22 protein-coding genes are annotated in these 22,020 nt (G+C 36.5%); 17 read left to right on the plus strand and 5 right to left on the minus strand.

Annotation, left to right across the window (positions count from 1 at the left end; all coding sequences use genetic code 11):
• Nucleotides 1-3 precede the first annotated feature (3 nt).
• From ccoO to L0B53_RS13940, 11 genes are all read left to right on the plus strand, one after another.
• Nucleotides 4-624 carry a cytochrome-c oxidase, cbb3-type subunit II gene (ccoO, locus tag L0B53_RS13890; RefSeq protein WP_235060202.1) on the plus strand — a complete coding sequence of 207 codons (621 nt, stop codon included), beginning with the start codon at nt 4-6 and terminating at the stop codon, nt 622-624.
• A 9-nt stretch (nt 625-633) separates the two neighbouring features.
• Nucleotides 634-828, plus strand: coding sequence for a cbb3-type cytochrome c oxidase subunit 3 (locus tag L0B53_RS13895; RefSeq protein ID WP_235060203.1), 195 nt, complete (start codon nt 634-636; stop codon nt 826-828).
• Nucleotides 828-1,799 (plus strand): cytochrome-c oxidase, cbb3-type subunit III, encoded by a 972-nt coding sequence (ccoP, locus tag L0B53_RS13900; RefSeq protein ID WP_235060204.1) that lies wholly within the window; start codon nt 828-830, stop codon nt 1,797-1,799. Before L0B53_RS13895 ends, ccoP begins: the two co-directional genes overlap by 1 nt.
• A 67-nt stretch (nt 1,800-1,866) precedes the next feature.
• The gene (locus L0B53_RS13905) at nt 1,867-2,358 is read left to right on the plus strand and encodes a FixH family protein (RefSeq protein ID WP_235060205.1); all 492 of its coding nucleotides are present in this window, start codon (nt 1,867-1,869) and stop codon (nt 2,356-2,358) included.
• Nucleotides 2,355-4,748: a heavy metal translocating P-type ATPase gene (locus tag L0B53_RS13910; RefSeq protein WP_235060206.1), complete on the plus strand. Its 2,394-nt coding sequence runs from the start codon at nt 2,355-2,357 to the stop codon at nt 4,746-4,748. Before L0B53_RS13905 ends, L0B53_RS13910 begins: the two co-directional genes overlap by 4 nt.
• Nucleotides 4,748-4,966: a cbb3-type cytochrome oxidase assembly protein CcoS gene (gene ccoS, locus L0B53_RS19510; protein ID WP_311197298.1), complete on the plus strand. Its 219-nt coding sequence runs from the start codon at nt 4,748-4,750 to the stop codon at nt 4,964-4,966. Before L0B53_RS13910 ends, ccoS begins: the two co-directional genes overlap by 1 nt.
• Nucleotides 4,967-4,968: 2 nt before the next feature.
• Nucleotides 4,969-5,655 (plus strand): sulfite exporter TauE/SafE family protein, encoded by a 687-nt coding sequence (locus L0B53_RS13920; RefSeq protein ID WP_235060207.1) that lies wholly within the window; start codon nt 4,969-4,971, stop codon nt 5,653-5,655.
• Between the two features lie 61 nt (nt 5,656-5,716).
• Nucleotides 5,717-6,469, plus strand: coding sequence for an FNR family transcription factor (locus L0B53_RS13925; RefSeq protein ID WP_235060208.1), 753 nt, complete (start codon nt 5,717-5,719; stop codon nt 6,467-6,469).
• Between the two features lie 147 nt (nt 6,470-6,616).
• Complete coding sequence (uspE, locus tag L0B53_RS13930) at nt 6,617-7,561, plus strand: universal stress protein UspE (protein WP_235060209.1); 945 nt, start codon at nt 6,617-6,619, stop codon at nt 7,559-7,561.
• 177 nt (nt 7,562-7,738) lie between these two features.
• Nucleotides 7,739-9,280: a MutS-related protein gene (locus tag L0B53_RS13935; RefSeq protein ID WP_235060210.1), complete on the plus strand. Its 1,542-nt coding sequence runs from the start codon at nt 7,739-7,741 to the stop codon at nt 9,278-9,280.
• Nucleotides 9,277-10,770 (plus strand): MutS-related protein, encoded by a 1,494-nt coding sequence (locus L0B53_RS13940; protein ID WP_235060211.1) that lies wholly within the window; start codon nt 9,277-9,279, stop codon nt 10,768-10,770. Before L0B53_RS13935 ends, L0B53_RS13940 begins: the two co-directional genes overlap by 4 nt.
• 163 nt (nt 10,771-10,933) lie before the next feature.
• Here L0B53_RS13940 and L0B53_RS13945 read toward each other — a convergent pair whose 3' ends face one another.
• The 5 genes from L0B53_RS13945 to L0B53_RS13965 form a co-directional block, all read right to left on the minus strand.
• A complete protein-coding gene (locus L0B53_RS13945) occupies nt 10,934-11,401 on the minus strand; it encodes an META domain-containing protein (RefSeq protein WP_235060212.1) in 468 nt (155 codons plus the stop codon).
• A 268-nt stretch (nt 11,402-11,669) separates the two neighbouring features.
• On the minus strand, nt 11,670-12,596 hold the full coding sequence (gene ttcA / locus L0B53_RS13950; protein WP_235060213.1) for a tRNA 2-thiocytidine(32) synthetase TtcA: 927 nt from the start codon (nt 12,594-12,596) through the stop codon (nt 11,670-11,672).
• 189 nt (nt 12,597-12,785) lie between these two features.
• Nucleotides 12,786-14,012 carry a peptidase T gene (pepT, locus tag L0B53_RS13955; protein WP_235060214.1) on the minus strand — a complete coding sequence of 409 codons (1,227 nt, stop codon included), beginning with the start codon at nt 14,010-14,012 and terminating at the stop codon, nt 12,786-12,788.
• A gap of 316 nt (nt 14,013-14,328) precedes the next feature.
• Nucleotides 14,329-15,030 carry a DUF2987 domain-containing protein gene (locus tag L0B53_RS13960; protein ID WP_235060215.1) on the minus strand — a complete coding sequence of 234 codons (702 nt, stop codon included), beginning with the start codon at nt 15,028-15,030 and terminating at the stop codon, nt 14,329-14,331.
• Nucleotides 15,031-15,113: 83 nt separating this feature from the next.
• Nucleotides 15,114-16,109 (minus strand): hypothetical protein, encoded by a 996-nt coding sequence (locus L0B53_RS13965; RefSeq protein ID WP_235060216.1) that lies wholly within the window; start codon nt 16,107-16,109, stop codon nt 15,114-15,116.
• A 353-nt stretch (nt 16,110-16,462) separates the two neighbouring features.
• Here L0B53_RS13965 and potA point away from each other — a divergent pair, with 353 nt between their 5' ends.
• The 6 genes from potA to L0B53_RS13995 all read left to right on the plus strand — a co-directional run bounded on the left by potA (nt 16,463) and on the right by L0B53_RS13995 (nt 21,903).
• Nucleotides 16,463-17,584: a spermidine/putrescine ABC transporter ATP-binding protein PotA gene (gene potA, locus L0B53_RS13970; RefSeq protein ID WP_235060217.1), complete on the plus strand. Its 1,122-nt coding sequence runs from the start codon at nt 16,463-16,465 to the stop codon at nt 17,582-17,584.
• Entirely contained in the window at nt 17,568-18,425 is an 858-nt protein-coding gene (potB, locus tag L0B53_RS13975; protein WP_235060218.1) for a spermidine/putrescine ABC transporter permease PotB, read from the plus strand. The genes potA and potB overlap by 17 nt, the downstream gene beginning before the upstream one ends.
• The gene (gene potC, locus L0B53_RS13980; protein ID WP_235060219.1) at nt 18,425-19,195 is read left to right on the plus strand and encodes a spermidine/putrescine ABC transporter permease PotC; all 771 of its coding nucleotides are present in this window, start codon (nt 18,425-18,427) and stop codon (nt 19,193-19,195) included. The genes potB and potC overlap by 1 nt, the downstream gene beginning before the upstream one ends.
• Before the next feature lie 117 nt (nt 19,196-19,312).
• Entirely contained in the window at nt 19,313-20,356 is a 1,044-nt protein-coding gene (locus L0B53_RS13985; RefSeq protein WP_235060220.1) for an extracellular solute-binding protein, read from the plus strand.
• Between the two features lie 182 nt (nt 20,357-20,538).
• A complete protein-coding gene (locus tag L0B53_RS13990) occupies nt 20,539-21,339 on the plus strand; it encodes a Cof-type HAD-IIB family hydrolase (RefSeq protein WP_409202811.1) in 801 nt (266 codons plus the stop codon).
• Nucleotides 21,340-21,474: 135 nt separating this feature from the next.
• Nucleotides 21,475-21,903 carry a DUF3010 family protein gene (locus tag L0B53_RS13995; RefSeq protein WP_235060221.1) on the plus strand — a complete coding sequence of 143 codons (429 nt, stop codon included), beginning with the start codon at nt 21,475-21,477 and terminating at the stop codon, nt 21,901-21,903.
• Nucleotides 21,904-22,020: the final 117 nt, after the last annotated feature.

The raw sequence follows: 22,020 nt of genomic DNA on the forward strand, positions 1-22,020 counted from the left end.
CAGATGAGTTCTAATTCAAATAATCGTCATGAGATCGTAGAGAAAAATGTCGGTTTACTAGCGATTTTAATTATTGTCGTTATCAGCTTCGGTGCATTGGTAGAAATTATTCCACTAATGTTTCAAAAGCAAACAACTGAACCTGTAGAGAATCTTCGTCCTTATACTGCTTTAGAGATGGAAGGTCGTGATATCTACATTCGTGAAGGCTGTACGGTATGTCATAGTCAAATGATCCGCCCATTTCGAGCAGAAACCGAACGTTATGGCCACTATTCCGTTGCTGGAGAAAGTGTTTGGGAGCACCCATTCTTATGGGGTTCAAAGCGTACAGGTCCTGATCTAGCTCGTGTTGGTGGTCGTTATTCTGATGAATGGCACCGAGTTCATTTAAATAACCCAAGAGATGTTGTGCCTGAATCTAATATGCCTTCATTCCCTTGGTTAAATGAAAACATTCTAGATGGTAAATTAACCAGTGAAAAACTAGCAATATTCCGCGACCACTTTGATGTTCCTTATACCGACCAGCAGATAGCCTCTGCTGCCGATGATGTAAAAGGAAAAACTGAAATGGATGCATTGGTTGCATACCTTCAATCACTTGGTCATGCAATGAAGTAAGGATACATCATGGATATTGCAACAGTAATTAGCGTATGGGAAGTCGCACTGTTTGTCTGTTTTATTGGTATTGTCTTCTGGGCATATAGCAAACGACAAAAGTCCTCTTTCGACGAAGCAGCAAATTTAGTCTTTGCTGATGAGTCAAAAGTTGGTGAATCACCATCACAAGCTACAGCAACAGATAAGGGAGCGTTAAAATAATGAGTACTTTTTGGAGTATATGGATATCCATTATTACTATTGGTACCCTTGTTGGGTGCGCTGCTCTACTTTTATGGTGCTCAAAAGATCTTAAAGGCATTAAAGATGGCGATGATATGGGCCATTCTTATGACGGGATCCGCGAGTTAAATAACCCATTACCTAAATGGTGGAAATACCTATTTTGGGCAACGTTTGTGTTTGCGATTGTCTATTTAGCGCTTTACCCTGGTTTAGGAAATTGGAAAGGCTTTTTAGGCTGGCAGAGTTCAAATCAGCAAGTACGCTCTATTGAAGAGTCAAAAGCTGCGGTTGAGCAAGCTCGTTTAAATAAAGAGTATGTCCAATATGATCAAGAAGTAGACAAAGCTTCAGAGCAGTTTGCTGAAACCTTTGATCGTCTTGCATACAAACCAGGAACCACTGAATTCAAATCGATTACTGACATCGCACAAGATGAAGAAGCGATTAAAGTGGGACAACGTCTATTTGGCCAAAACTGTTCGCAGTGTCATGGTTCAGGTGGTCGTGGTTTAGTTGGCTTCCCGAATTTAACTGACAATGCTTGGTTATATGGTGGAGAGCCAGAGACAATCAAAACAACCATTATGCATGGTCGCCAAGGTAACATGGCTGCATGGAAAGATATTCTAGGTAAAGATGGCGTTCACGAAGTGACATCATATGTACTGAGTCTTTCTGGCCGTAAAGTCAATGTTCAAGATGCAGAGAAAGGCAAACAACGCTTTGTTATTTGTGCAGCTTGTCATGGTACAGATGGCAAAGGTAATCCAGCATTTGGTGCACCAGATCTTACTGACCAAGTTTGGCTATACGGCGGTAGTCGACGTGATGTTGAAACAACCATTAATTATGGTCGTCAAGGTGTGATGCCAGCATGGAAAGATATCTTGGGTGAAGAAAAAATCCAGTTAATTTCAGCTTATGTTTGGCAATTAAGCAATAAATAAAAACTATAACATCTAACTTTTAGCCCCTACTTTTTAGGGGCTATATTTCTAATTTGGAATATTTAAAATGGTAAAACCTTGGTACAAACAGTTTTGGCCTTGGGTACTCATTGCCCTCCCTGCATCCGCTGTTATCGGTAGTCTATTCACTTTTTATATCTTTTCGCAAAATAGTGTTGAAATGGTAACAGACAATTATTACAAGAAAGGTAAAGCCATTAATAAGGAGATCGGTCAACTTAAAGAGGCAGATAAACTTCATATTAAAGCCAATGTAAAAGTAGATGAACACCAGATCATTCTCCATTTAGATAAAGGTCAATTGGTCTCACTTCCAACATTAAATATTAAATTTAGCCACCGAACTTTATCAAAGTATGATTTCCACCAACTTGTCAATCCTGATGCCAATGGCAATTATCGTATTCACTTAGATGAACCATTAATCGGCCCTTGGTTTGTCCAAATATCACCTCACGATAATCAATGGGTGATGCAAAATAGAATCTCTTTCCCAAGCGTTGATACATTACCACTTTACGGACAGGATAAAGGATGAGTAAAGATTGTTATCACTGTGCTGAACCCATCCCAAAAGGATTTCAACAATCTATCGAAATCCTTGGTGAAGAACGAGAGATGTGTTGCATCGGTTGTCATGCTGTTGCTACAACCATCGTTGAAAGCGGCTTAACGTCTTATTATCAATATAGAACGGAAACAGCCACTAAAACCGATTTAATTCCTGATGAGCTTAATAATTTAATTCATTATGATCATGAAGAAGTACAGCTAGACTTTGTGCGTAATAATCAAAACCTAAAAGAAGTGACACTGTCACTTGAAGGTGTCTCTTGTGCAGCTTGTGCTTGGTTAATTGAAAAGCAATTATTTAACGTTAGCGGGATTCAATTTGTTGGTGTCAACACGGCAACTCATCGAGCTATTATTCGTTGGGATCCAGAAAAAATAAAACTCAGTGATATTTTACGACGAATTCAACAGATTGGTTATAAAGCTGCACCATTTGAAGCGAATCAACAAGAGCAGCTCTACCATAAACAAATGAAGCAGTATCTTTATCGTTTAGGTATTGCCGGAATTGCAACAATGCAAGTAATGATGCTTGCTGTTGCGCTCTATTTTGAACTATTTAGTGATCTTGACCAGGAATTTAAAGCTTACCTTCGCTGGATCAGTCTTATTTTCGCCACACCAGTCCTACTCTACTCTGCTCAACCTTTCTATATCAACGCTTGGCGAAACTTAAAAGCAAGAACTTTAGGAATGGATGTTCCGGTTTCTATTGCGCTTCTCATCGCCTACTTTTCAAGTGTTATTGCCACCATGACTGAGCAAGGTGAAGTCTATTTCGAATCTGTCTCTATGTTTACTTTCTTCCTATTAATGGGACGTTATCTAGAGATGCGAGCAAGAAGAAAAGCCGCCGCAGCCAGCGCCAATTTACTTAAATTAATCCCTTCAATGGCACAGCTTGAAGATGGTAGTAAAATTGCTGCAAAGACATTGATTATCGGCCAACGCGTCATTGTCAAACCGGGTGAGAACTTCCCTGCTGACGGTATTATTATACAAGGTGATACCAGCGTTGATGAGTCTATGTTAACGGGTGAATCGGTTCATATAAATAAAATTGTTAATGATCCTGTTTTTGCCGGAACCATCAATGGTGATGGTAATGTGACTGTCGAAGTCACTGAAACAACACAACAATCATTAGTTTCTAAAATTATTCAGTTACAAGATGAAGCGCAACTTTCAAAACCTCAAGTTGCTACCTTAGCTGATAATATATCTCGCTACTTTGTTGCCATCATCTTAGTCATTTCGTTAGGAACTTGGCTCTATTGGCACTTTCATCATCCTGAAGATGCATTTTGGATCATGCTATCTGTATTAGTTGCGACTTGTCCTTGCGCATTATCTTTAGCGACGCCAACAGCCATTACATGCTCGACATCAAGTATGGGTGAATTAGGCATTTTATTAAGAAAAGGTCATGTACTTGAAACATTATGTAAGGTAAATAGGCTCGTTATCGATAAAACAGGAACCTTAACCGAAGGTAATATCAAACTTGTTGATACCGAACTATTTTCACATTATTCACAACAACAAGCATTAGCGATAGCTGCAGGGTTAGAACGCTTTGCGAATCACCCAATAGCCAATACCTTTACACCTTATTACTCGCAACAAATTCAATTCCAGCAGGTCAATAATGAGATTGGTTTAGGATTAAATGGTCAATTAGACAATGATCATTGGCGTATAGGCCGATTAGAATATGCAATTGAACCCTCATACCTTGATGAATTAAAGGCTAAACATCAACAAGCTGAAATGCAAGTTTGGCTTTCTTGTAATGGCGAACCTGTTGCTCAATTTATTTTACAAGATCCAATTCGATCAGAAAGTGCAGAATTTATTGCTCAATGCCAACAACAAGGTATTACGGTAACTATGTTAACCGGTGATAGCAGTCATGCTGCACAATCTGTAGCCAAAAAACTCAATATTGATGAGTTAGTTTCGGGGGTATCACCACAACAGAAATTAGCGTATTTACAAAACTTACCGAAAGATCAAGTAAGCTTAATGGTAGGTGATGGTGTTAATGATGCTCCCGTATTAGCTGGCGCTCACCTCTCTGTTGCGATGGGAGGAGGAACCGATATTGCTAAATCTTCAGCAGACATGATTTTATTAGGCGATGACTTATTAAAATTGCTGAAAGCTAAAAAGTTAGCCCAATTTAGTCGTAAAATTATTCGTCAAAACTTAGCATGGGCTTTAGGCTATAACATTACTATTTTGCCATTGGCTTGCGCAGGTTTAGTCATTCCTTATATTGCAGTAATAGGCATGTCACTCAGTTCACTGCTTGTCGTCTCAAATTCATTACGACTGTTAAAAGGAAAATCATAATGGAAAGTTTATATATTCTGATCCCTGTTGCGATAGTTTTTGTAGCCATCGCGATTGTTATCTTTATCTGGGCAGTTAAATCTGAGCAATTTGAAGATCTTGAACGTCAAGGTCATAATATTCTATTTGAAGAAGATGAACCCATTAAAAAAGAGAGCTCAGACCTACTCAATACAGAGAAAGAGAGTCAACATTCACCCTCAAAAATAGATAATTAATCATGCTAAATCTTGATGCTTTTAGTGCTTTTCTTATCGGTTTAATGGGCGCGGGTCATTGTTTTGCAATGTGTGGCGGCATTTCGGCTGCAGTGACAGCAGGAATACCTCAACAACAAAGCCATGTTGTTCGCCATTTTTTAACATTAGCGAGTTATAATTTTGGCCGAATTATCTCTTATATGATTGCCGGTGCGATTATTGGTAGTACAATTGCTAGTGTCTCAGATTATGGTATCGAAACAAATGGCTTAATTTATTTAAGGTTATTCGCTGCACTGCTCATGTTTTTGATTGCACTACATATTGGTCAATGGTGGAGTGGTGTTAATAAAATAGAAGTGATTGGAAAATTCATTTGGCCGAAAATATCACCATTCGCTAAACGATTTTTACCTATTCGAACACCTTTACATGCTATACCTTTTGGATTTATCTGGGGTTGGCTACCATGTGGTCTTGTTTATACTACTCTAAGTTGGGCAGCAGTCTCAGGAAGTGGTACCGAAGGTGCTATCGTGATGTTATCGTTTGGTTTAGGAACACTCCCAGCGATGTTAACAATCGGTGTTATCGCTGCAAAATTAAAATCTATTTTCTTAAATTTGAAATTTAAACGAGTAAACTCTTTGTTTTTAATAGCTTATTCTATTCATATTGCTTATATTGCAATCAAACAGTTAATTTAATGTCGACCTTTTACTCAATAAGAGGTAAAATTGATATGAATCAATCTTTTTAAGTGATGCTATGACTTCTGATAAAATTATAACAAAACGAATCCAAGCCGGTGGGTGTGCAATCCATTGCCAAGATTGTAGTATTAGTCAACTGTGTATTCCATTTACACTTACTGAACCAGAGTTAGATCAACTCGACCAGATTATTGAACGTAAAAAGCCGATCCAAAAAGGCCAAGAACTATTTAAAGCTGGTAAAGAACTCAAATCACTCTATGCTATCCGTTCTGGTACAATCAAAAGTTATACCATTACAGAACAAGGTGATGAACAAATCACTGCCTTCCATCTAGCCGGTGATCTAATTGGTTTTGATGCGATTACTAATATGAAACACCCTAGCTTTGCTCAAGCATTGGAAACATCAATGGTATGTGAAATTCCATTTGATACCCTTGATGATCTTTCAGGAAAAATGCCTAAACTTCGTCAACAAGTTATGCGTTTAATGAGTAGCGAGATTAAAGGTGATCAAGATATGATTCTCCTTCTTTCAAAGAAGAATGCAGAAGAACGTCTTGCCGCTTTTATTCATAATCTATCAACTCGTTTCTCACAACGTGGCTTCTCACCTAAAGAGTTTCGTTTAACGATGACCCGTGGTGATATCGGTAACTACTTAGGCTTAACCGTTGAAACTATCAGCCGCCTACTTGGCCGTTTCCAGAAAGCTGAAATTTTAAGTGTTAAAGGGAAATACATTACCATCCTTGATAGCCATGAACTTGCTGTTCTTGCTGGTATCAGTAAAAGTGATAAATAGCATTAACTTCCAATAGCACGATTCATATTTGATACAGCGAAGCTTGCGCTGTATCAAATTATTCAATTTATTCCTTAATTACCATTCAAATTTCCTTTTTTTACGCTACTTTATATATAGATGTTAAAAATATGTAGGGGTAAATTTATGGATAAATATTCAAATATTTTGGTTGTTGCAAATACGAACCACGAATCTCAACCTGCACTGTCGCGCGCGGCCTACCTTGCCAAAAAACAAGAAAATGTCTCTATCACCCTCTTTCTCGCCATCTATGATTTCTCTTATGAAATGACCTCGATGCTCTCGTCTGATGAAAGAGATGCTATGAGAAAAGGAATGATCCAGCAACAAAAAAGTTTGTTGGCTGAATATTGCGAATCCTATCCAGAATTAAATATAGATATTCATGTTATTTGGCATAATCGTCACTATGAAGCGATTATTGATTATGTTCATGATAAGAATATAGACTTAGTAATGAAAGCGAGTCGACATCATGACATTCTTGAAACCATCATTTTCACACCAACAGATTGGCACTTACTCCGTAAATGTCCTTGTCCAGTGCTACTTGTTAAAGATCACGAATGGCCTGAAGGTGGAAATATTTTAACTTCAGTTAATATTGCAACCGAAGATGATAATCACCATTTATTGAATGATAAGCTGGTAAAAGAAAGTCTTGAAATATCTCAACTCGTCAATGGAAATGTCAATTTAGTCAATGCCTACCCCGCGACACCAGCTAATATCGTGATAGAAATCCCTGAGTTTGATCCTTCCTCTTACACTGATGCAGTACGAGGCCATCATCTTACTTCAATGAAAGCATTGCGCCAAAAATTTAGCTTAGCGGAAGAGGATGTTCATGTTTTAGAAGGCATTCCAGAAGAAATTATTCCTCAAGTAGCAGAAAAGATTGATGCTGAGCTTGTCGTCTTAGGTACCATTGGTCGTACTGGTTTATCAGCTGCATTTATAGGGAACACTGCAGAACAAACAATTGATCAATTAAATTGTGACTTATTAGCGATTAAACCTGATGGCTACATTTCACCACTAAAACCAGAAACAAAAATAGAAGATTAAAGTTAAATATTATTCGTTAAAGTTGAACTCTCTCCTCCCCTTAATGACATACAGCTATTAAGGGGATTTATACAAAATTCTCAAAAAAGAAATCATAGCTTTAACTAATTAATATATAACTTATAAGTCAACTGAATTATATTTAAAGATACTATTTAAATCAGTCGGTGATGTTATATGGAATTTGAGAGTATTTTGTTTGCGAATAACAAAACAAGTAATGAACTTTCTAAATCATTACCTTTGTTTATTGATCTCCAACTCAATTCTGTATTTGATTACATTGTTGATAAAAATGATCATTCAAACACTCTTAGCTATTTCTATCAACCATTAGATAACCTCAAATTAATTAATTACCGCCAAGCTATTTTTAATGACTTAAAAAATCCTCACGTTTTCATGGCTATCTCGACGATATATAAGCAATTAAGAGACATAGATGAGCAATATACTCAAATAAAAAAAAGTGCTGATAGTAATCATGTCGCCTCTACCCACCTTTTTTTACTCAAAAGTTATTTATCGATAATTGATAATTTTTTAAATTCTAATATTATTGATAGTTGCCAAAGTGAAGGGCTTAAGTGCTTTGAACGATACTTACATCAGATTATGGCATCTGAAATTATGCTTAAATTAAAACAGCGGATTCAAGAGGTTGAACTCGCTTTATCTGAAATAAATATTAATTTTGCTATTAAAGACAAAGTTATCGAAGCTTATCTAGCAAATAACCCGTCTGACTACTATTCACGCTTAAACCAATGCCTCAGCAGATTGGAATTATTTCCTTCTAAAAGTAATTTATCATCAAACCATGACAGTCGTTTATTTAAGGCAGGGATCATTCATTACGACTTAATTCAACTGGTTGAGAAGCTATTTCCTGATACTTTTTCGCAATTAAAATGCTTATCTCAAGATAACTTAAACTTCTTTGATTCAAAGTTACTGTTATTTACCAAAGAGTTTGGTTTTTACCTTAGCTATCACAACTTTATGATGAAACTCAAAAGTCCCTTTACTGTACCTTCATTGAATTCCATCGATAAACAAGAAAAAGTTATAGGTAATTACGATATAAATTTAGCTATCTCAATGATGGATTCAAATAGAGAAACGGTTAAGAATGATTATCAACTAGATGAGCAACAGAGAATAATCTTTATCAGTGGGCCTAATCAAGGAGGTAAAACAACCTTTGCTAAAGCGATTGGGCAGATTCATTATTTATCTAAATTAGGTGTTCCTGTTCCTGCAACTTCAGCATCTTTATACTTAGTTGATCAAGTTTTAACCCACTTTGAACGAGATGAGGTGATAACAACTGCAGATGGAAAACTACAAGATGATATCAATCGATTATTTCAAATAGATCAATTAATGACAAATCGAAGTTTACTGATCATCAATGAAATATACTCATCAACGACATTAGTGGATGCGACATTATTGAGCGAAAAATTGTTAACTAAGATAATTGAGAAAGGTAGCTTGGCTGTAAATGTCAGTTTTATTTATCGACTAAGTCAATTTTCACCCGCTATTACATCAATGGTAAGTCAGCTTGATAACTCCAACCCAAACCGTAGAACCTTTAAGATTATAGCTGAACACTACTCACAAGATGCTTTAGCATTAAATTTAGCCGCTCAATACCAATTAACAACAACCGAAATTATAAACACAATAAAAAATAAAGGGATAGTATCATGAAAGTCCATTTACTCTATCCTAGCCAGGAATATGACAAGTCATTAGCGCCTTATAATAGAGATGAATTATTATTTGATTTAGAGTTACAAGTAATAATTGATAAGATCTTGCAAAATAAAGAGCTTGAAGAGTCATTTAAAGATATTCTTACCTCGTCTTTAACCACGCCAGATGAGATTCACTATCGACAAGAAATAGTAAAAGATATATCCAATCATCAAGAACTTTTTACAAAATTATTGGAACAGACTTTTGAAATACAAGAGCAGCAAAAAAAATTGTTTTTTCTTTCAACAATTGATCGCGCAGGCCCTATTCTCTATTCAAGTCAGCGTTTTTGCCAATATGGCCTAGAACAGATTTTATCTATCATCAAAAAATTAAATCGTATCCATCCAGAAATAAAATCAAAAGGATTAAACAACTTTATTGGTAATTTAAATAAATTGTTCACTCATGAATATTGTGAAGAACTAAAATATCATCTTGATTTTGCGAGATTTGATAAACAAGTTGTTATTAATGTAACATTAGGTGATCAGCTTTTGTTTCCCAAATTAATCATCAGTGATGAAGTTCCCATTGCCAATCCATTTAAAAATCTATTTAGAAGATTAACCCAGACAGCACCTAGTTTTCCTATTCCAGAGCGTAGTGAATCTATATTTAGAACATTAGGTCAAATGAATGATACGGCTAAGCATGACTTAGCTAATTTATGGCTACAGGTTAGTCAAACGTTTCAATATTTTTTTGAACAGTTACAAGTCCAATTGAATTTTTATTTGTCGATAGAAAACCTAAAGTGTCACCTATCAGAAAATGAATTCCCATTCTGCTTTCCAAGTATCCTTCCCTTAGGAATAAATGATAATCAATTTATCAACCATTATGATTTAGCGTTAGCAATTAAAGATCAAAAATTACCTGTAGCAAATTCTTTAAAAACAAGTAATCAACCTTATCTGATTATTACTGGTGCCAACCAAGGTGGGAAAACTACTTTTCTGCGTGCTAGAGGACAATTACAATTATTAACACAGTCTGGATCTATTGTTGCCGCAGAATCAGCAACAATAATGCTTTGTGATGGATTATTTACTCATTTTAAACGACAAGAAGATCAAACTAATAGCAGTGGAAAGCTTGACGAAGAGCTAAAAAGAATAAGCCAAATAATCCCTTACTTAAAAGCTAATTCAATGGTATTGATGAATGAATCTTTTACTTCAACCAATGAGTTAGAAGGTTCGGGACTCATTAAACAGATCACCGATGCATTTGAACAATGTGAAATAAATTATATTAATGTTACTCATCTATACAGCTACGCTAAATTATTACACGATGAGAGCAATAAACAACGACTATTTTTACGGGCAGAGAGAGATGATACAACCCAAAGAAGTTTTAAATTAATACCTAATCCCCCACTTGATACTGGTTTTGGTATCGATATATATGAAAGAAAATTTGGCGGTAAAGATTAAAAGCAGAGGAATAAAAATAAAGGAATAAGAAGAGAGCTATCCCCAGAGCAACCTTTAAATGAGGTATCGAGGATAGCTAAAAAACGTCTATTTCTTAAAGCCAATTAAAATATAGCCAAAAGAGTACAATTTACCTGTAATGAGTAATTAAATAGCTTTAAGCTTAAATCATATAATCACGTAAAACATAAGTTAATGTGTATTTATCACCTTTTAGAATGAGTTGTTCCTTAGTCAGCGTCACATCACTCCAATCTGATAATGTTGCCGTGACCGCATTTTCAATATCCACAATATTGCCAATACACATCATTCTAGTCATCCCCATACCATCGATACGGAGTTGGTCACCTTTAACCTCAATCTGCCCAAAGAAGTTATTACAACCCGCTCGACCTGTTGTTGTTAGCTTTTCATTGATCTCAATATTTGGCACTTCAAAATTTTCTGGCACTTTAAATTTGTTATCATTTATTTTAACTAAAACCCAGTTATGATGCTGTAGGTTCTCAGCTGTTAAAGCCAGTTTAGAATTTGATGGTTGTTGGTTTTCTTGTTTTGTCGAAGTAGCTGTAGAAGAGCAACCATAAACAAATAAAGATAGTGTCAATACAGCAAGTAGCTTTTTCATAAAAATCCCTTAATCACAATTAAACATAGTTAAAACATCCTCATTATAACCAATTGATTTATATTCGTTGTCGCAAATTCAACTCATGAGCGAATTCTTTCGTAAATTTAACAATCCACCAGCAATTCAACGCGCTATTTTAATCAAGATCTCAGTTTATAGCTAAAGTAATTAAAGTTGCTTGTAGCCAACAACCAAGCAACTTAAAGTAAAAAAGGCAGATAACTCAGGTTATCTGCCTTTTTAAATGTAAAATAGATGCAGTGAATTAGACGTTTGTTACATCAATAATTTGGCTATCATCAAAATCTTCTACAGCAACCATTACCGATGTATCTAAATTTGAAGAAGAAACTTCAGCCTCAGTAAATTGATATGCATCTCTTTCAGTAGAACGATCAATCGGAAGATTGATAAAATCGAACAGCTCTCGATCAGCTAATTGACTTGGGCTAATATTTTGAATTGATTTAAAAATACTCTCTACTCGACCTGGGGTTTTCTTATCCCACTCAAGTAACATTCCTTTGATATTTTGACGCTGTAAGTTCTCTTGAGAACCACAAAGATTACAAGGAATAATTGGGAACTGACGCTTTTCAGCAAACTGAATCAGATCTTTTTCACGACAATAAGCCAAAGGGCGAATAACGACATTACGTTTATCATCTGAACGTAATTTCGGTGGCATCGCCTTGAGACGTGAACCGTGGAACATGTTCAGGAACATCGTTTCAACAATATCATCCATATGATGACCTAAGGCTAATTTCGTCGCACCAATTTTTTCAGCAAATGAATATAACGTGCCACGACGAAGACGAGAACAAAGACCACAAGTTGTCTTCCCTTCAGGAATCTTCTCTTTTACTACCGAGTAAGTATCTTTATCAACAATGTAGTAAGGAACACCCATCTTTTCGAAATACTCAGGAAGAATATGCTCAGGGAATCCAGGCTGTTTTTGATCTAAGTTAACCGCAATAACATCAAATTTAATCGGAGCTGATTTTTGTAATGATAAAAGAATATCGAGCATTGCAAAGGAGTCTTTCCCTCCACTGATACAAGCCATTACCACGTCATTTTCTTCGATCATATTAAAATCACTGATTGCCGTCCCTACTTGGCGACGAAGACGTTTAGACAATTTATTAAATTCAAGCTTTTGTTTTTGGATATCTGATTGATTCATTACTTTTCTCTCTCGGATACTTAGTTAACCGAAGATTTGCAGGCTATTAATTTTGGCGTGATTATACGGTGTTTATATAAAAGGTGGCAACAATTGATTGAGCATAGAGATAGAAAGAGGCAGTCTTAGCTACCTCCTTTTGATCTCTATTCAAATAACTCTAGATTAATTCATTATTTGAATATTTGATTATTTCTTTTCTGATGTTAATTCCGCAATTTTGACAATGACGTCCACGGCTTGTTTCATACCATCAATAGTAATGAACTCATGGATACCATGGAAGTTATAACCCCCCGTAAAGATATTTGGGCATGGTAGCCCCATAAACGATAGACGAGCTCCATCAGTTCCACCACGAATAGGCTTAATCATTGGTTCAATATCACATGCAAACATGGCTTGCTTAGCGACATCGATAATATGCATATGAGGAATCACTTTTTCACGCATATTAAAGTAACTATCCGTGATTTGAACTTCCACTGAACCTTTTTCTAATTCTTCGTTCAATTGTGCAGCTTGATCTAACATGAATTGCTTACGTTCTGTCATTTTATCTAAGTCAAAATCACGAACAATATAGCTTAACTCTGTAGTTGCAACGGCAGGAATCATTGATTTCAAATGATAAAACCCTTCATAACCTTCTGTGCATTCAGGTGTTTCAGTTTTAGGCATACGCGAAATAAATTTACCTGCAATGGTCATTGAGTTAACCATTTTATCTTTAGCTGAACCAGGATGTACATTATTCCCGTGACAAATAACCGTCGCAGTAGACGCGTTAAAGTTTTCAAACTCAAGCTCACCAACTGGGCCGCCATCAATGGTATAAGCCCATTCAGCACCAAACTTCTTAACATCAAAGAAATTTGCACCGCGACCAATCTCTTCATCTGGCGTAAAGCCAATACAAATATCACCATGAGGAATAGAAGGATTTGCTTGTAGTGTTGCAATCGCCGTGATGATTTCAGCAATACCCGCTTTATTATCCGCCCCTAATAGAGTTGAACCATCAGTGGTAATCAAATCATGACCTAATAGTTTATTTAGATCTGGATATTGAGAAGGTGAAAGGAATTGCTCTCCATTCCCTAGCGCGATTTCACCGCCTTGATAATTTTCTACTAGTTGAGGTTTAACATTCGCACCAGAAGCATCCATTGCTGTATCCATGTGAGCAATAAAACCAATCGCTGGGACAGAGTGTACGACATTAGAAGGAAGACGAGCCATTAAATAACCATTCTCGTCTAATGAAACATCAGCAAGCCCCATTGAAGTAAGCTCATCACGCAAGAATTGTGCAAATGTTAGCTGCTTACTGGTACTTGGTGTTGTCGTACTTTCAGAATCTGATTGTGTATCAAAAGCGACATAACGCATAAAGCGATCAACGAGCTGGTTCATAATAATATTCTCTATAATTTATTAAATTCTTTTTAGATTGAATTATTATGCGATGCTTTTACTTATGTTTTATTGCGTTATGTCATTTTTAAGAGTGTATTTTCTACAAATTATTGTTATTTATTTTGCGAAAATAGAGGATGAACCTAAATATTAAGCGAGTATTTAATATTAACTTTACTATATTTCTAATAGATACCCTTCATACTTGAAGCTGATCGGTTGTTGATTGCGTTCGTTCCCCTACTAGCAACGCCAACTATTTTAGATATAGAAAGCCTGAATAATAGACATGAGAATGGTTGATTTTTCTTCACTATTTAGTTGAAAACCAAGGCGTCACTTTTACCGATGCTTGAGAAAATATCAAAGAGTCATCTTCAAGCTGACCAAGAGATAAGTATAGTTTATTCTCTTTTGTTTCTATTACCTTCCCTTGTTGGCTATCAATAAAAGTTGGCTGATCGAATGAAATAATAATGCCCGTAGCTTCAGGGACAAACCATGATGACATCATTCCACCGAGTTCTTGATATAGACTAGAAAACTGCTTGGTTAATGAATCCAATGTCTGGCCATTAATCTTTGTTATATGATTATCTTTTGCTTCTACTTCTATAGACATATCACAAGATAAGTTATTTGGGCTTTGATAATGGATAAAAATATCTGGATTCACTTTTCGTAATGTACTATCCATAGGAATCATAAGTTGATTAGTTTCAGGTATAGCAATTATTTCAAAATGTTCTTCTTTCCGCATTTCAATTTGATTTATTTGACACACCTCACCGCGTTTTGTTTTTAGATAAAAGCTGACATTCAGATCTTGAAACTCTTCAGCTATATTATATTTTGCACGGTTATAAAAATCGTTATAGCGTAATGAAAGCTTGTCATCCGCAAAGGTAGAGAATGAGGTAGAGAGTAAAGAAGCCAAAAGTAAGCTTGGTATCAATTTTATGCGGGAGTTAGAGCTTAATTGAAAAAATTCTTTTAGCATCGTCCGTTGATTCATTGTTATTATCCCTTTTTAATTATTGATAGAATCAGTAAAAAAAGAGCTAAAAAGTCACCCCTTTAGCTCTTTCCATGTTCATGTTATGCGTCGAAGGTATTACTGCCACCAGCGCTTTGATTTCCGCTCGTTCCTTGATTACCACCTTGAGGTGATTTTGGTGGTCTTTGATTATTCTCTGGCTCTTTAGTCTCAGAGTCTACCGCGGTTGAGTCAGATTCAGAGTAATCAGAAGTAGCAGATGAATCTACATCTGTTTTGCCACTATTTGAATATTCTTCATTAGTATATTGATCGACAGGTTGTTTGTGTTCATCATTGGCGTTCACCTCACCGACAATCTGCACATTCACCCCGAAGATTCGACGATATAACACACCTTTTAAAGTGAAGAAGAATGGGAACGCTAAGATTAATGAAATCCCCATTGTCGGAATCGCAGACAAGAAGAAGATCAACGCCACAAGGAAAATACCGGTCAACGGAATAATCTTACGAGTTACAACACGAACCGAAGTAACTACGGCTTGGAATGGACGCATACGACGTTCGCACACTAATAGAATGACAAAAGAAAGCGACATTGTTAGATATAAACCAATGATTGGGAAAATTGCATTACCCGCACCTTCAATTAAGGTTAACAGCATCATTGATATCGTGACTGGAATTAAAAAATTCATCCCTTTTAATATATGACGAGGTTTTGTTTTCAAACCAATCGCATGACTCATTGCCATCAAACTCACACCCGCATAAATTGGTGCTGATAGAATTTCGGCACTGACGTTGGCAATAATCAGATTATCAAGCATGTCGGTAGTAAAATTATTACCACTGATTAATGCTTGAAATAACAGACGAGGCTCACCGACTTGAATCTTTAATGAAAGCCAGAAGATAATAACCTGAATACAGATTAGGAAGATAACAGAGGGTAAAAAAGAGAACAAGTTCTTCCACATCACCTGAATGGTCTCTTTTATCACAGTCGAAACCGGAAGTTGGTAATCCCCACTGAGAGCTTTCTCTAAACTTCCACCAACTATAAATGATTTCTGGTTCTTATTATCAGACATATGACTTCTTTATCGAGTAAAAAAAGAAATCATTATACTGAATAGTCAAAAGCGACAAAAACGTTTATTTGCCTATATTTAAACTTTTTTACTTAAAACCCATTGCATTAACAGTTTGGTAACCTATTAATTAGAAGTTCCAACACTTTTGCGTCAAACCTGCTCTATTATTAATCAGTAGAGGTTGAAAAGATGATTTTATCATTAGCTTGCTAAATTTATTGAATATTTGCTTTAAAACAGGTCAAAAAATACTTTAAATAGTTGCATTAGGCGTCTATTATGCGCACTTTCAATCGACAGATAATAATAGGTTACGATTTATCGTACTCTAAGGCGGAGATAACAGAGCATTGAACCAGACAGTTTCCCATCAAGACACGCCCGTTATTCGACTCACCAACTTAGCAAAAAGCTTTGATGGTAAACAGATCATTGACCATTTTAATCTCGATGTTAATCATGGAGAATTTATTACCATTCTTGGCCCTTCAGGCTGTGGTAAAACAACCGTATTGCGAATTATTGCAGGCTTAGAAGAAGCCGACGCAGGTACTGTGTTGTTAGATGGCAAAGATGTGACTCAGGTGCAAGCTGAACACCGACATGTTAATACGGTCTTCCAAAGTTATGCCCTTTTTCCACATATGACGGTATTTGAGAATGTTGCATTTGGTTTAAAAATGCAAAAAGTTCCTACCTCTGAAATTAAACCACGAGTAATGGAAGCGCTTCAGATGGTGCGCTTGGCTGATTTTGCAGAACGAAAACCTCATCAACTATCAGGCGGTCAGCAACAACGAGTCGCTATTGCCAGAGCCGTGGTGAATAAGCCTAAAGTGTTATTACTTGATGAGTCCCTCTCTGCGCTTGATTATAAGTTGCGAAAAGAGATGCAGCTAGAACTTAAGCGACTTCAACGTAAATTAGGGATCACTTTCATTTTTGTGACCCACGATCAAGAAGAAGCCCTTTCAATGTCAGATCGTATTATCGTTATGCGTGACGGTAACATTGAACAAGATGGCTCACCAAAAGAGATCTACGAAGAACCAATCAATCTATTTGTTGCGCGTTTTATTGGTGAAATTAATGTCTTCACGGCTAATGTATTAGAACGTATCGATAATAAACGCATCAAAGCGAATGTTGAAGGTCGAGAATGTATCGTCTACTGTCCAATTGATGTGGTGGCTGGAGAACATATTAATGTTCTACTTCGCCCTGAAGATCTTCGTCTTGAAGAGCTCAATAAAAATCAAGCTAGTGATGCGATTATCGGCTATGTCCGTGAACGTAACTATAAAGGCATGACCTTAGATTCTGTCGTTGAATTAGAGAATGGCAAGACTTTAATGGTTAGTGAATTCTTTAATGAAGATGATCCAGACGTTGACCATTCACTAAACCAAAAAGTCGCTGTGACTTGGGTTGAAAGCTGGGAGGTGGTGCTCGCTGATGAACAAGTCAATTAACCTACAAAAAGTCATTGTTACCGTCATCGTTGGCTGGTTAATCTGTTTTGTCTTTATCCCCAACTTAATGATCATCGGTACCAGCTTTTTAACCCGAGATGATGCAAAGCTAATCGATCTCACCTTGACGTTGGATAACTATTTACGCCTGTTTGATCCTTTATACGCTAAAGTGGTGTGGCATTCATTCTATATGGCAACAGTCGCTACCTTACTGTGTCTTATTATTGGTTATCCATTTGCTTTCATTGTGGCTCGCATGAAAGCAAAGTGGCGTCCAATCATGCTCTTTTTGGTGATTATTCCTTTTTGGACTAATTCACTGATCCGTACTTATGGCTTAAAAATTGTGATTGGTACTAGTGGTGTATTAAATAAATCACTATTAGCGTTAGATATCATCGATAAACCGATTCGCATTATGTATTCAGAGTATGCAGTGATGATTGGTTTAGTCTATATTCTATTGCCATTTATGATTTTGCCCCTCTATTCAAGCATTGAGAAGTTAGATAACGTCTACCTAGAAGCTGCAAAAGATTTAGGTGCGAATAAGATCCAAACTTTCTTTAGAGTTATCTTACCTCTAACCATGCCAGGTATTGTTGCCGGTTGTCTGTTAGTACTGCTTCCAGCCTTGGGGATGTTTTATGTCTCTGACCTACTCGGTGGTGCAAAAAATCTATTAATAGGTAATGTGATAAAGAGTCAAATCCTTAATATGCGAGACTGGCCTTTTGGTGCAGCGACTAGCATTGCATTAACAACAGCAATGGGGTTATTGCTCTATATCTATTGGCGAGTGGGTAAAATGCTCAATAAAAAAGTGGAGTTAGACTAATGTTAAAACTATTACGCTCTAGCTATCTAAGCTTGGTATACGCATTTTTATATATTCCTATCATTGTATTGATTGTTAATTCTTTTAATGAGAGCCGCTTCGGTATGAAGTGGAAAGGCTTTACTTTTAAGTGGTATCAAGAACTGATTAATAATGACAGTTTGATGCAAGCTGCTGGCCATTCGTTAATCATTGCACTTTTTTCGGCAACTGCGGCGGTCATTCTTGGTAGTTTAGCCGCGATTGCACTCTATCGTTACCGTTTCCGTGGTAAAGGATTCGTCAACGGGATGTTGTTTGTGGTGATGATGTCTCCAGATATCGTAATGGCAATTTCACTATTAGCCTTATTTACCGTTGTCAGTGCGCAACTAGGTTTCTTTACCCTATTAATCTCTCATATTACCTTTTGCCTTCCTTTTGTGGTGGTGACCGTTTATAGCCGCTTAAATGGCTTTGACGTTAAAATGCTAGAAGCCGCTAAAGATTTAGGTGCCAGTGAATGGGTAATATTATCTAAAATTATTTTACCGTTAGCTAAACCCGCTATTGCAGCTGGCTGGCTACTTAGTTTTACATTGTCACTTGACGATGTCATTGTTAGTTCCTTCGTAACAGGGCCAACCTATGAAATTTTACCACTGAAAATATACTCAATGGTTAAAGTAGGCATCTCCCCTGAAGTGAATGCATTGGCAACCCTGATGTTAATTGTCTCTCTAATCTTGGTGCTCACATCGCAAGTGATCTCCCGAGATAAACTGAAATAATTAATACTATCTTTTAGGAGGGGCGGAAAACGCCCTATGATAAATAAGACTTAGATCTGAGTCTTTATCAAATAATACAGACTCTTCTATCCGAGTTGAGTCTAGGAGTAATTTAAAATGGCAAAATGGAAAAAGACACTCATTGGTTCTGCATGTGCACTATCAATGTTTTCTGGTGCAGCGTTAGCAGCTGATAATGAACTCTACTTCTACAATTGGTCTGAATATATTCCTACCGATATCTTAGAGCAATTTACTAAAGAGACAGGAATCAAAGTCATCTACTCGACTTATGAGTCCAATGAATCTATGTATGCTAAATTGAAAACGCATCCTGAAGGTTATGATCTCGTGGTCCCCTCGACTTACTACATCTCGAAGATGCGTGATGAAGGCATGCTACAAAAAATCGATCACAGTAAATTAAACCATTTTAAAGACCTAGACAGTAACTATTTAAATAAACCTTTTGATCCAAACAATGATTATTCAATCCCTTATATTTGGGGCGCGACAGGTATTGGCGTCAATACAGATATTATCGATAAAAGTGAAATCACAAGCTGGGCTGATCTTTGGGACCCGAAATGGGAAGGTCAGTTAATGATGATGGATGATTCTCGTGAATTTTTCCATCTAGGACTTAAGAAGCTCGGTTATTCAGCAAATACCGAAGATCCCGCACAAATTAAAGCGGCTTATGAAGAGTTGAAGAAACTGATGCCAAACGTATTGGTATTTAACTCAGACTTCCCTGCTAACCCTTATATGGCGGGTGAAACTGCTTTAGGTATGCTGTGGAATGGCTCTGCCTACGCTGCACGTCAAGAAGGCGCGCCTATTGAGATTGTTTGGCCAAAAGAAGGGGCAATATTCTGGATGGATAATTTAGCAATTCCAGTCAATGCTGAACATACCGAAGCGGCACATAAGATGATTGATTTCTTATTACGCCCAGAGAACGCAGCGAAAATTGCCTTAGAGATTGGTTACCCAACGCCAGTTAAATCTGCTTATCCGCTCTTACCTAAAGCGTTTATTAATGATCCAAACGTCTACCCGCCACAAGAAGTGATGGATAACGGTGAATGGCAAAACTCAGTGGGTAAAGCCAATATTCTTTATGAAGAGTATTTCCAAAAGTTAAAAGCAGGAATTTAATTTCTGAGTTTTAATCTCTGAATAGAAACAAGGCGATTACCTACAAACCGTATTAATCGCCTTATTTTTAATAATCTATACCCAAAGTAATTGTGGGTGCTAGTCGGCGGCAAGCGAGTGCAGCTAACGACCTAGTTACTTCAAGTAAGAAGGGTATAAACTCAATAAATGATGGAATAACGATGAACCAGATTAAATTTATAGCGACAGACATGGATGGCACATTACTCGATGAAAACAGCCAACTACCTACTGAATTTAGTTCGATATATCAACAGCTAAAAGCGCAAGGGATTATCTTTTGCCCTGCCTCTGGTCGTCAATATTATAGCTTGTATGAAACCTTTGGTGATATCAAAGATGAACTGGTCTATATTGCCGAAAATGGCACCGTCGTTATGCATCAAGGCAAAGAACTGTATAGTAACACCTTAGATAAAACCACAATTCCTGCAATCATTGAACACGTTCGACAACTTCCAAATAGTTACTTAGTGTTATGCGGTAAAAACTCTGCGTATATTGAAACCCAAGAGCCAGAGTTACTTGACGAATTTAAAAAGTATTATCATAAATGCCAATATGTTGAAGATCTTTTACACGTTGATGATGAATTTATCAAGATAGCAATTTGTAATTTTGAAGGAACAGAAGAACATGTATTCCCTACCCTAAATCAACATTTTGGCGCAGATATGCAGGTTATTGTTTCTGCGCATATCTGGCTAGATATCATGAATAAAACCGCATCCAAGGGTGATGCACTGCAATTTTTACAGAAACATTTTAACTTCAACAAAACTGAAACCATGGTATTTGGCGATTACCTCAATGATCTTGAAATGTTAGATAATGCTGAATATAGCTATGCCATGGCAAATGCTCATCCTAAGGTTAAAAATCATGCCAATTATACTGCGCCATCTAATCAGCAACATGGCGTAATAACCATATTAAAAGCATTATTAGCAGAAAATAAATAATGGCTATTAGTGAAAGACGTTGTTTCAAGACCTAGATTGAGAAACAATTGAAATTATTTATAATGAAATTAGTGCCATCACTCCCCACTTTGGCATATAATTACCCCTATATATCTTTAAGAGTAGAATTTAAAAATGAGAATTTGTGGTGTAGAACTAAAAGGTAATGATGCAATCATCTGTTTATTAGGTAAAAACGATGGTCTGTTTGAACTACCTGATTGCCGTGTAAAGAAGATTTCAATCAATAATGCATTAGATACACAGCAAGTCAAAGACTTTCAGTTTGCGTTTAAAAAGCTTTGTGAAGATTATAAAATTGAAAAAGTAGCGATTAAACAGCGTCAAACCAAAGGTAAATTCGCTGGCGGTTCTGTTAGTTTCAAACTTGAAGCTGCAATTCAATTAATCGATGACGTAGAAGTAACATTGCTTTCAACGACAGAACTAAAAGAAATCCTAAAACGTAATCCGTTACCGATTGATTTCCGTGAAACAGGCCTTAAGCAATTTCAAGAGCAAGCTTTTGTAACTGGTTTCGCTTTTCTTTCTCAACGAAACTAGTATTTCTCCCAGTGCAATTAGATCAAATCTAATTTAAATTATTGTTGAAGAATAATTAAAAAGCCATATGAAAATATGGCTTTCTTTTTTTATCCACACTTTAATTTATGAATAAAG

The sequence above is a fragment of the Vibrio sp. SS-MA-C1-2 genome (assembly GCF_021513135.1).
Classification (GTDB): Bacteria; Pseudomonadota; Gammaproteobacteria; order Enterobacterales; family Vibrionaceae.

What these genes read in the sequence shown, in the direction of transcription:
- ccoO (WP_235060202.1), top strand. Translation starts at nt 4, where the DNA reads ATGAGTTCTAATTCAAATAATCGTCATGAGATCGTAGAGAAAAATGTC.
- L0B53_RS13895 (WP_235060203.1), top strand. Translation starts at nt 634, where the DNA reads ATGGATATTGCAACAGTAATTAGCGTATGGGAAGTCGCACTGTTTGTC.
- ccoP (WP_235060204.1), top strand. Translation starts at nt 828, where the DNA reads ATGAGTACTTTTTGGAGTATATGGATATCCATTATTACTATTGGTACC.
- L0B53_RS13905 (WP_235060205.1), top strand. Translation starts at nt 1,867, where the DNA reads ATGGTAAAACCTTGGTACAAACAGTTTTGGCCTTGGGTACTCATTGCC.
- L0B53_RS13910 (WP_235060206.1), top strand. Translation starts at nt 2,355, where the DNA reads ATGAGTAAAGATTGTTATCACTGTGCTGAACCCATCCCAAAAGGATTT.
- ccoS (WP_311197298.1), top strand. Translation starts at nt 4,748, where the DNA reads ATGGAAAGTTTATATATTCTGATCCCTGTTGCGATAGTTTTTGTAGCC.
- L0B53_RS13920 (WP_235060207.1), top strand. Translation starts at nt 4,969, where the DNA reads ATGCTAAATCTTGATGCTTTTAGTGCTTTTCTTATCGGTTTAATGGGC.
- L0B53_RS13925 (WP_235060208.1), top strand. Translation starts at nt 5,717, where the DNA reads ATGACTTCTGATAAAATTATAACAAAACGAATCCAAGCCGGTGGGTGT.
- uspE (WP_235060209.1), top strand. Translation starts at nt 6,617, where the DNA reads ATGGATAAATATTCAAATATTTTGGTTGTTGCAAATACGAACCACGAA.
- L0B53_RS13935 (WP_235060210.1), top strand. Translation starts at nt 7,739, where the DNA reads ATGGAATTTGAGAGTATTTTGTTTGCGAATAACAAAACAAGTAATGAA.
- L0B53_RS13940 (WP_235060211.1), top strand. Translation starts at nt 9,277, where the DNA reads ATGAAAGTCCATTTACTCTATCCTAGCCAGGAATATGACAAGTCATTA.
- L0B53_RS13945 (WP_235060212.1), bottom strand. Translation starts at nt 11,401, where the DNA reads ATGAAAAAGCTACTTGCTGTATTGACACTATCTTTATTTGTTTATGGT.
- ttcA (WP_235060213.1), bottom strand. Translation starts at nt 12,596, where the DNA reads ATGAATCAATCAGATATCCAAAAACAAAAGCTTGAATTTAATAAATTG.
- pepT (WP_235060214.1), bottom strand. Translation starts at nt 14,012, where the DNA reads ATGAACCAGCTCGTTGATCGCTTTATGCGTTATGTCGCTTTTGATACA.
- L0B53_RS13960 (WP_235060215.1), bottom strand. Translation starts at nt 15,030, where the DNA reads ATGAATCAACGGACGATGCTAAAAGAATTTTTTCAATTAAGCTCTAAC.
- L0B53_RS13965 (WP_235060216.1), bottom strand. Translation starts at nt 16,109, where the DNA reads ATGTCTGATAATAAGAACCAGAAATCATTTATAGTTGGTGGAAGTTTA.
- potB (WP_235060218.1), top strand. Translation starts at nt 17,568, where the DNA reads ATGAACAAGTCAATTAACCTACAAAAAGTCATTGTTACCGTCATCGTT.
- potC (WP_235060219.1), top strand. Translation starts at nt 18,425, where the DNA reads ATGTTAAAACTATTACGCTCTAGCTATCTAAGCTTGGTATACGCATTT.
- L0B53_RS13985 (WP_235060220.1), top strand. Translation starts at nt 19,313, where the DNA reads ATGGCAAAATGGAAAAAGACACTCATTGGTTCTGCATGTGCACTATCA.
- L0B53_RS13990 (WP_409202811.1), top strand. Translation starts at nt 20,539, where the DNA reads ATGAACCAGATTAAATTTATAGCGACAGACATGGATGGCACATTACTC.
- L0B53_RS13995 (WP_235060221.1), top strand. Translation starts at nt 21,475, where the DNA reads ATGAGAATTTGTGGTGTAGAACTAAAAGGTAATGATGCAATCATCTGT.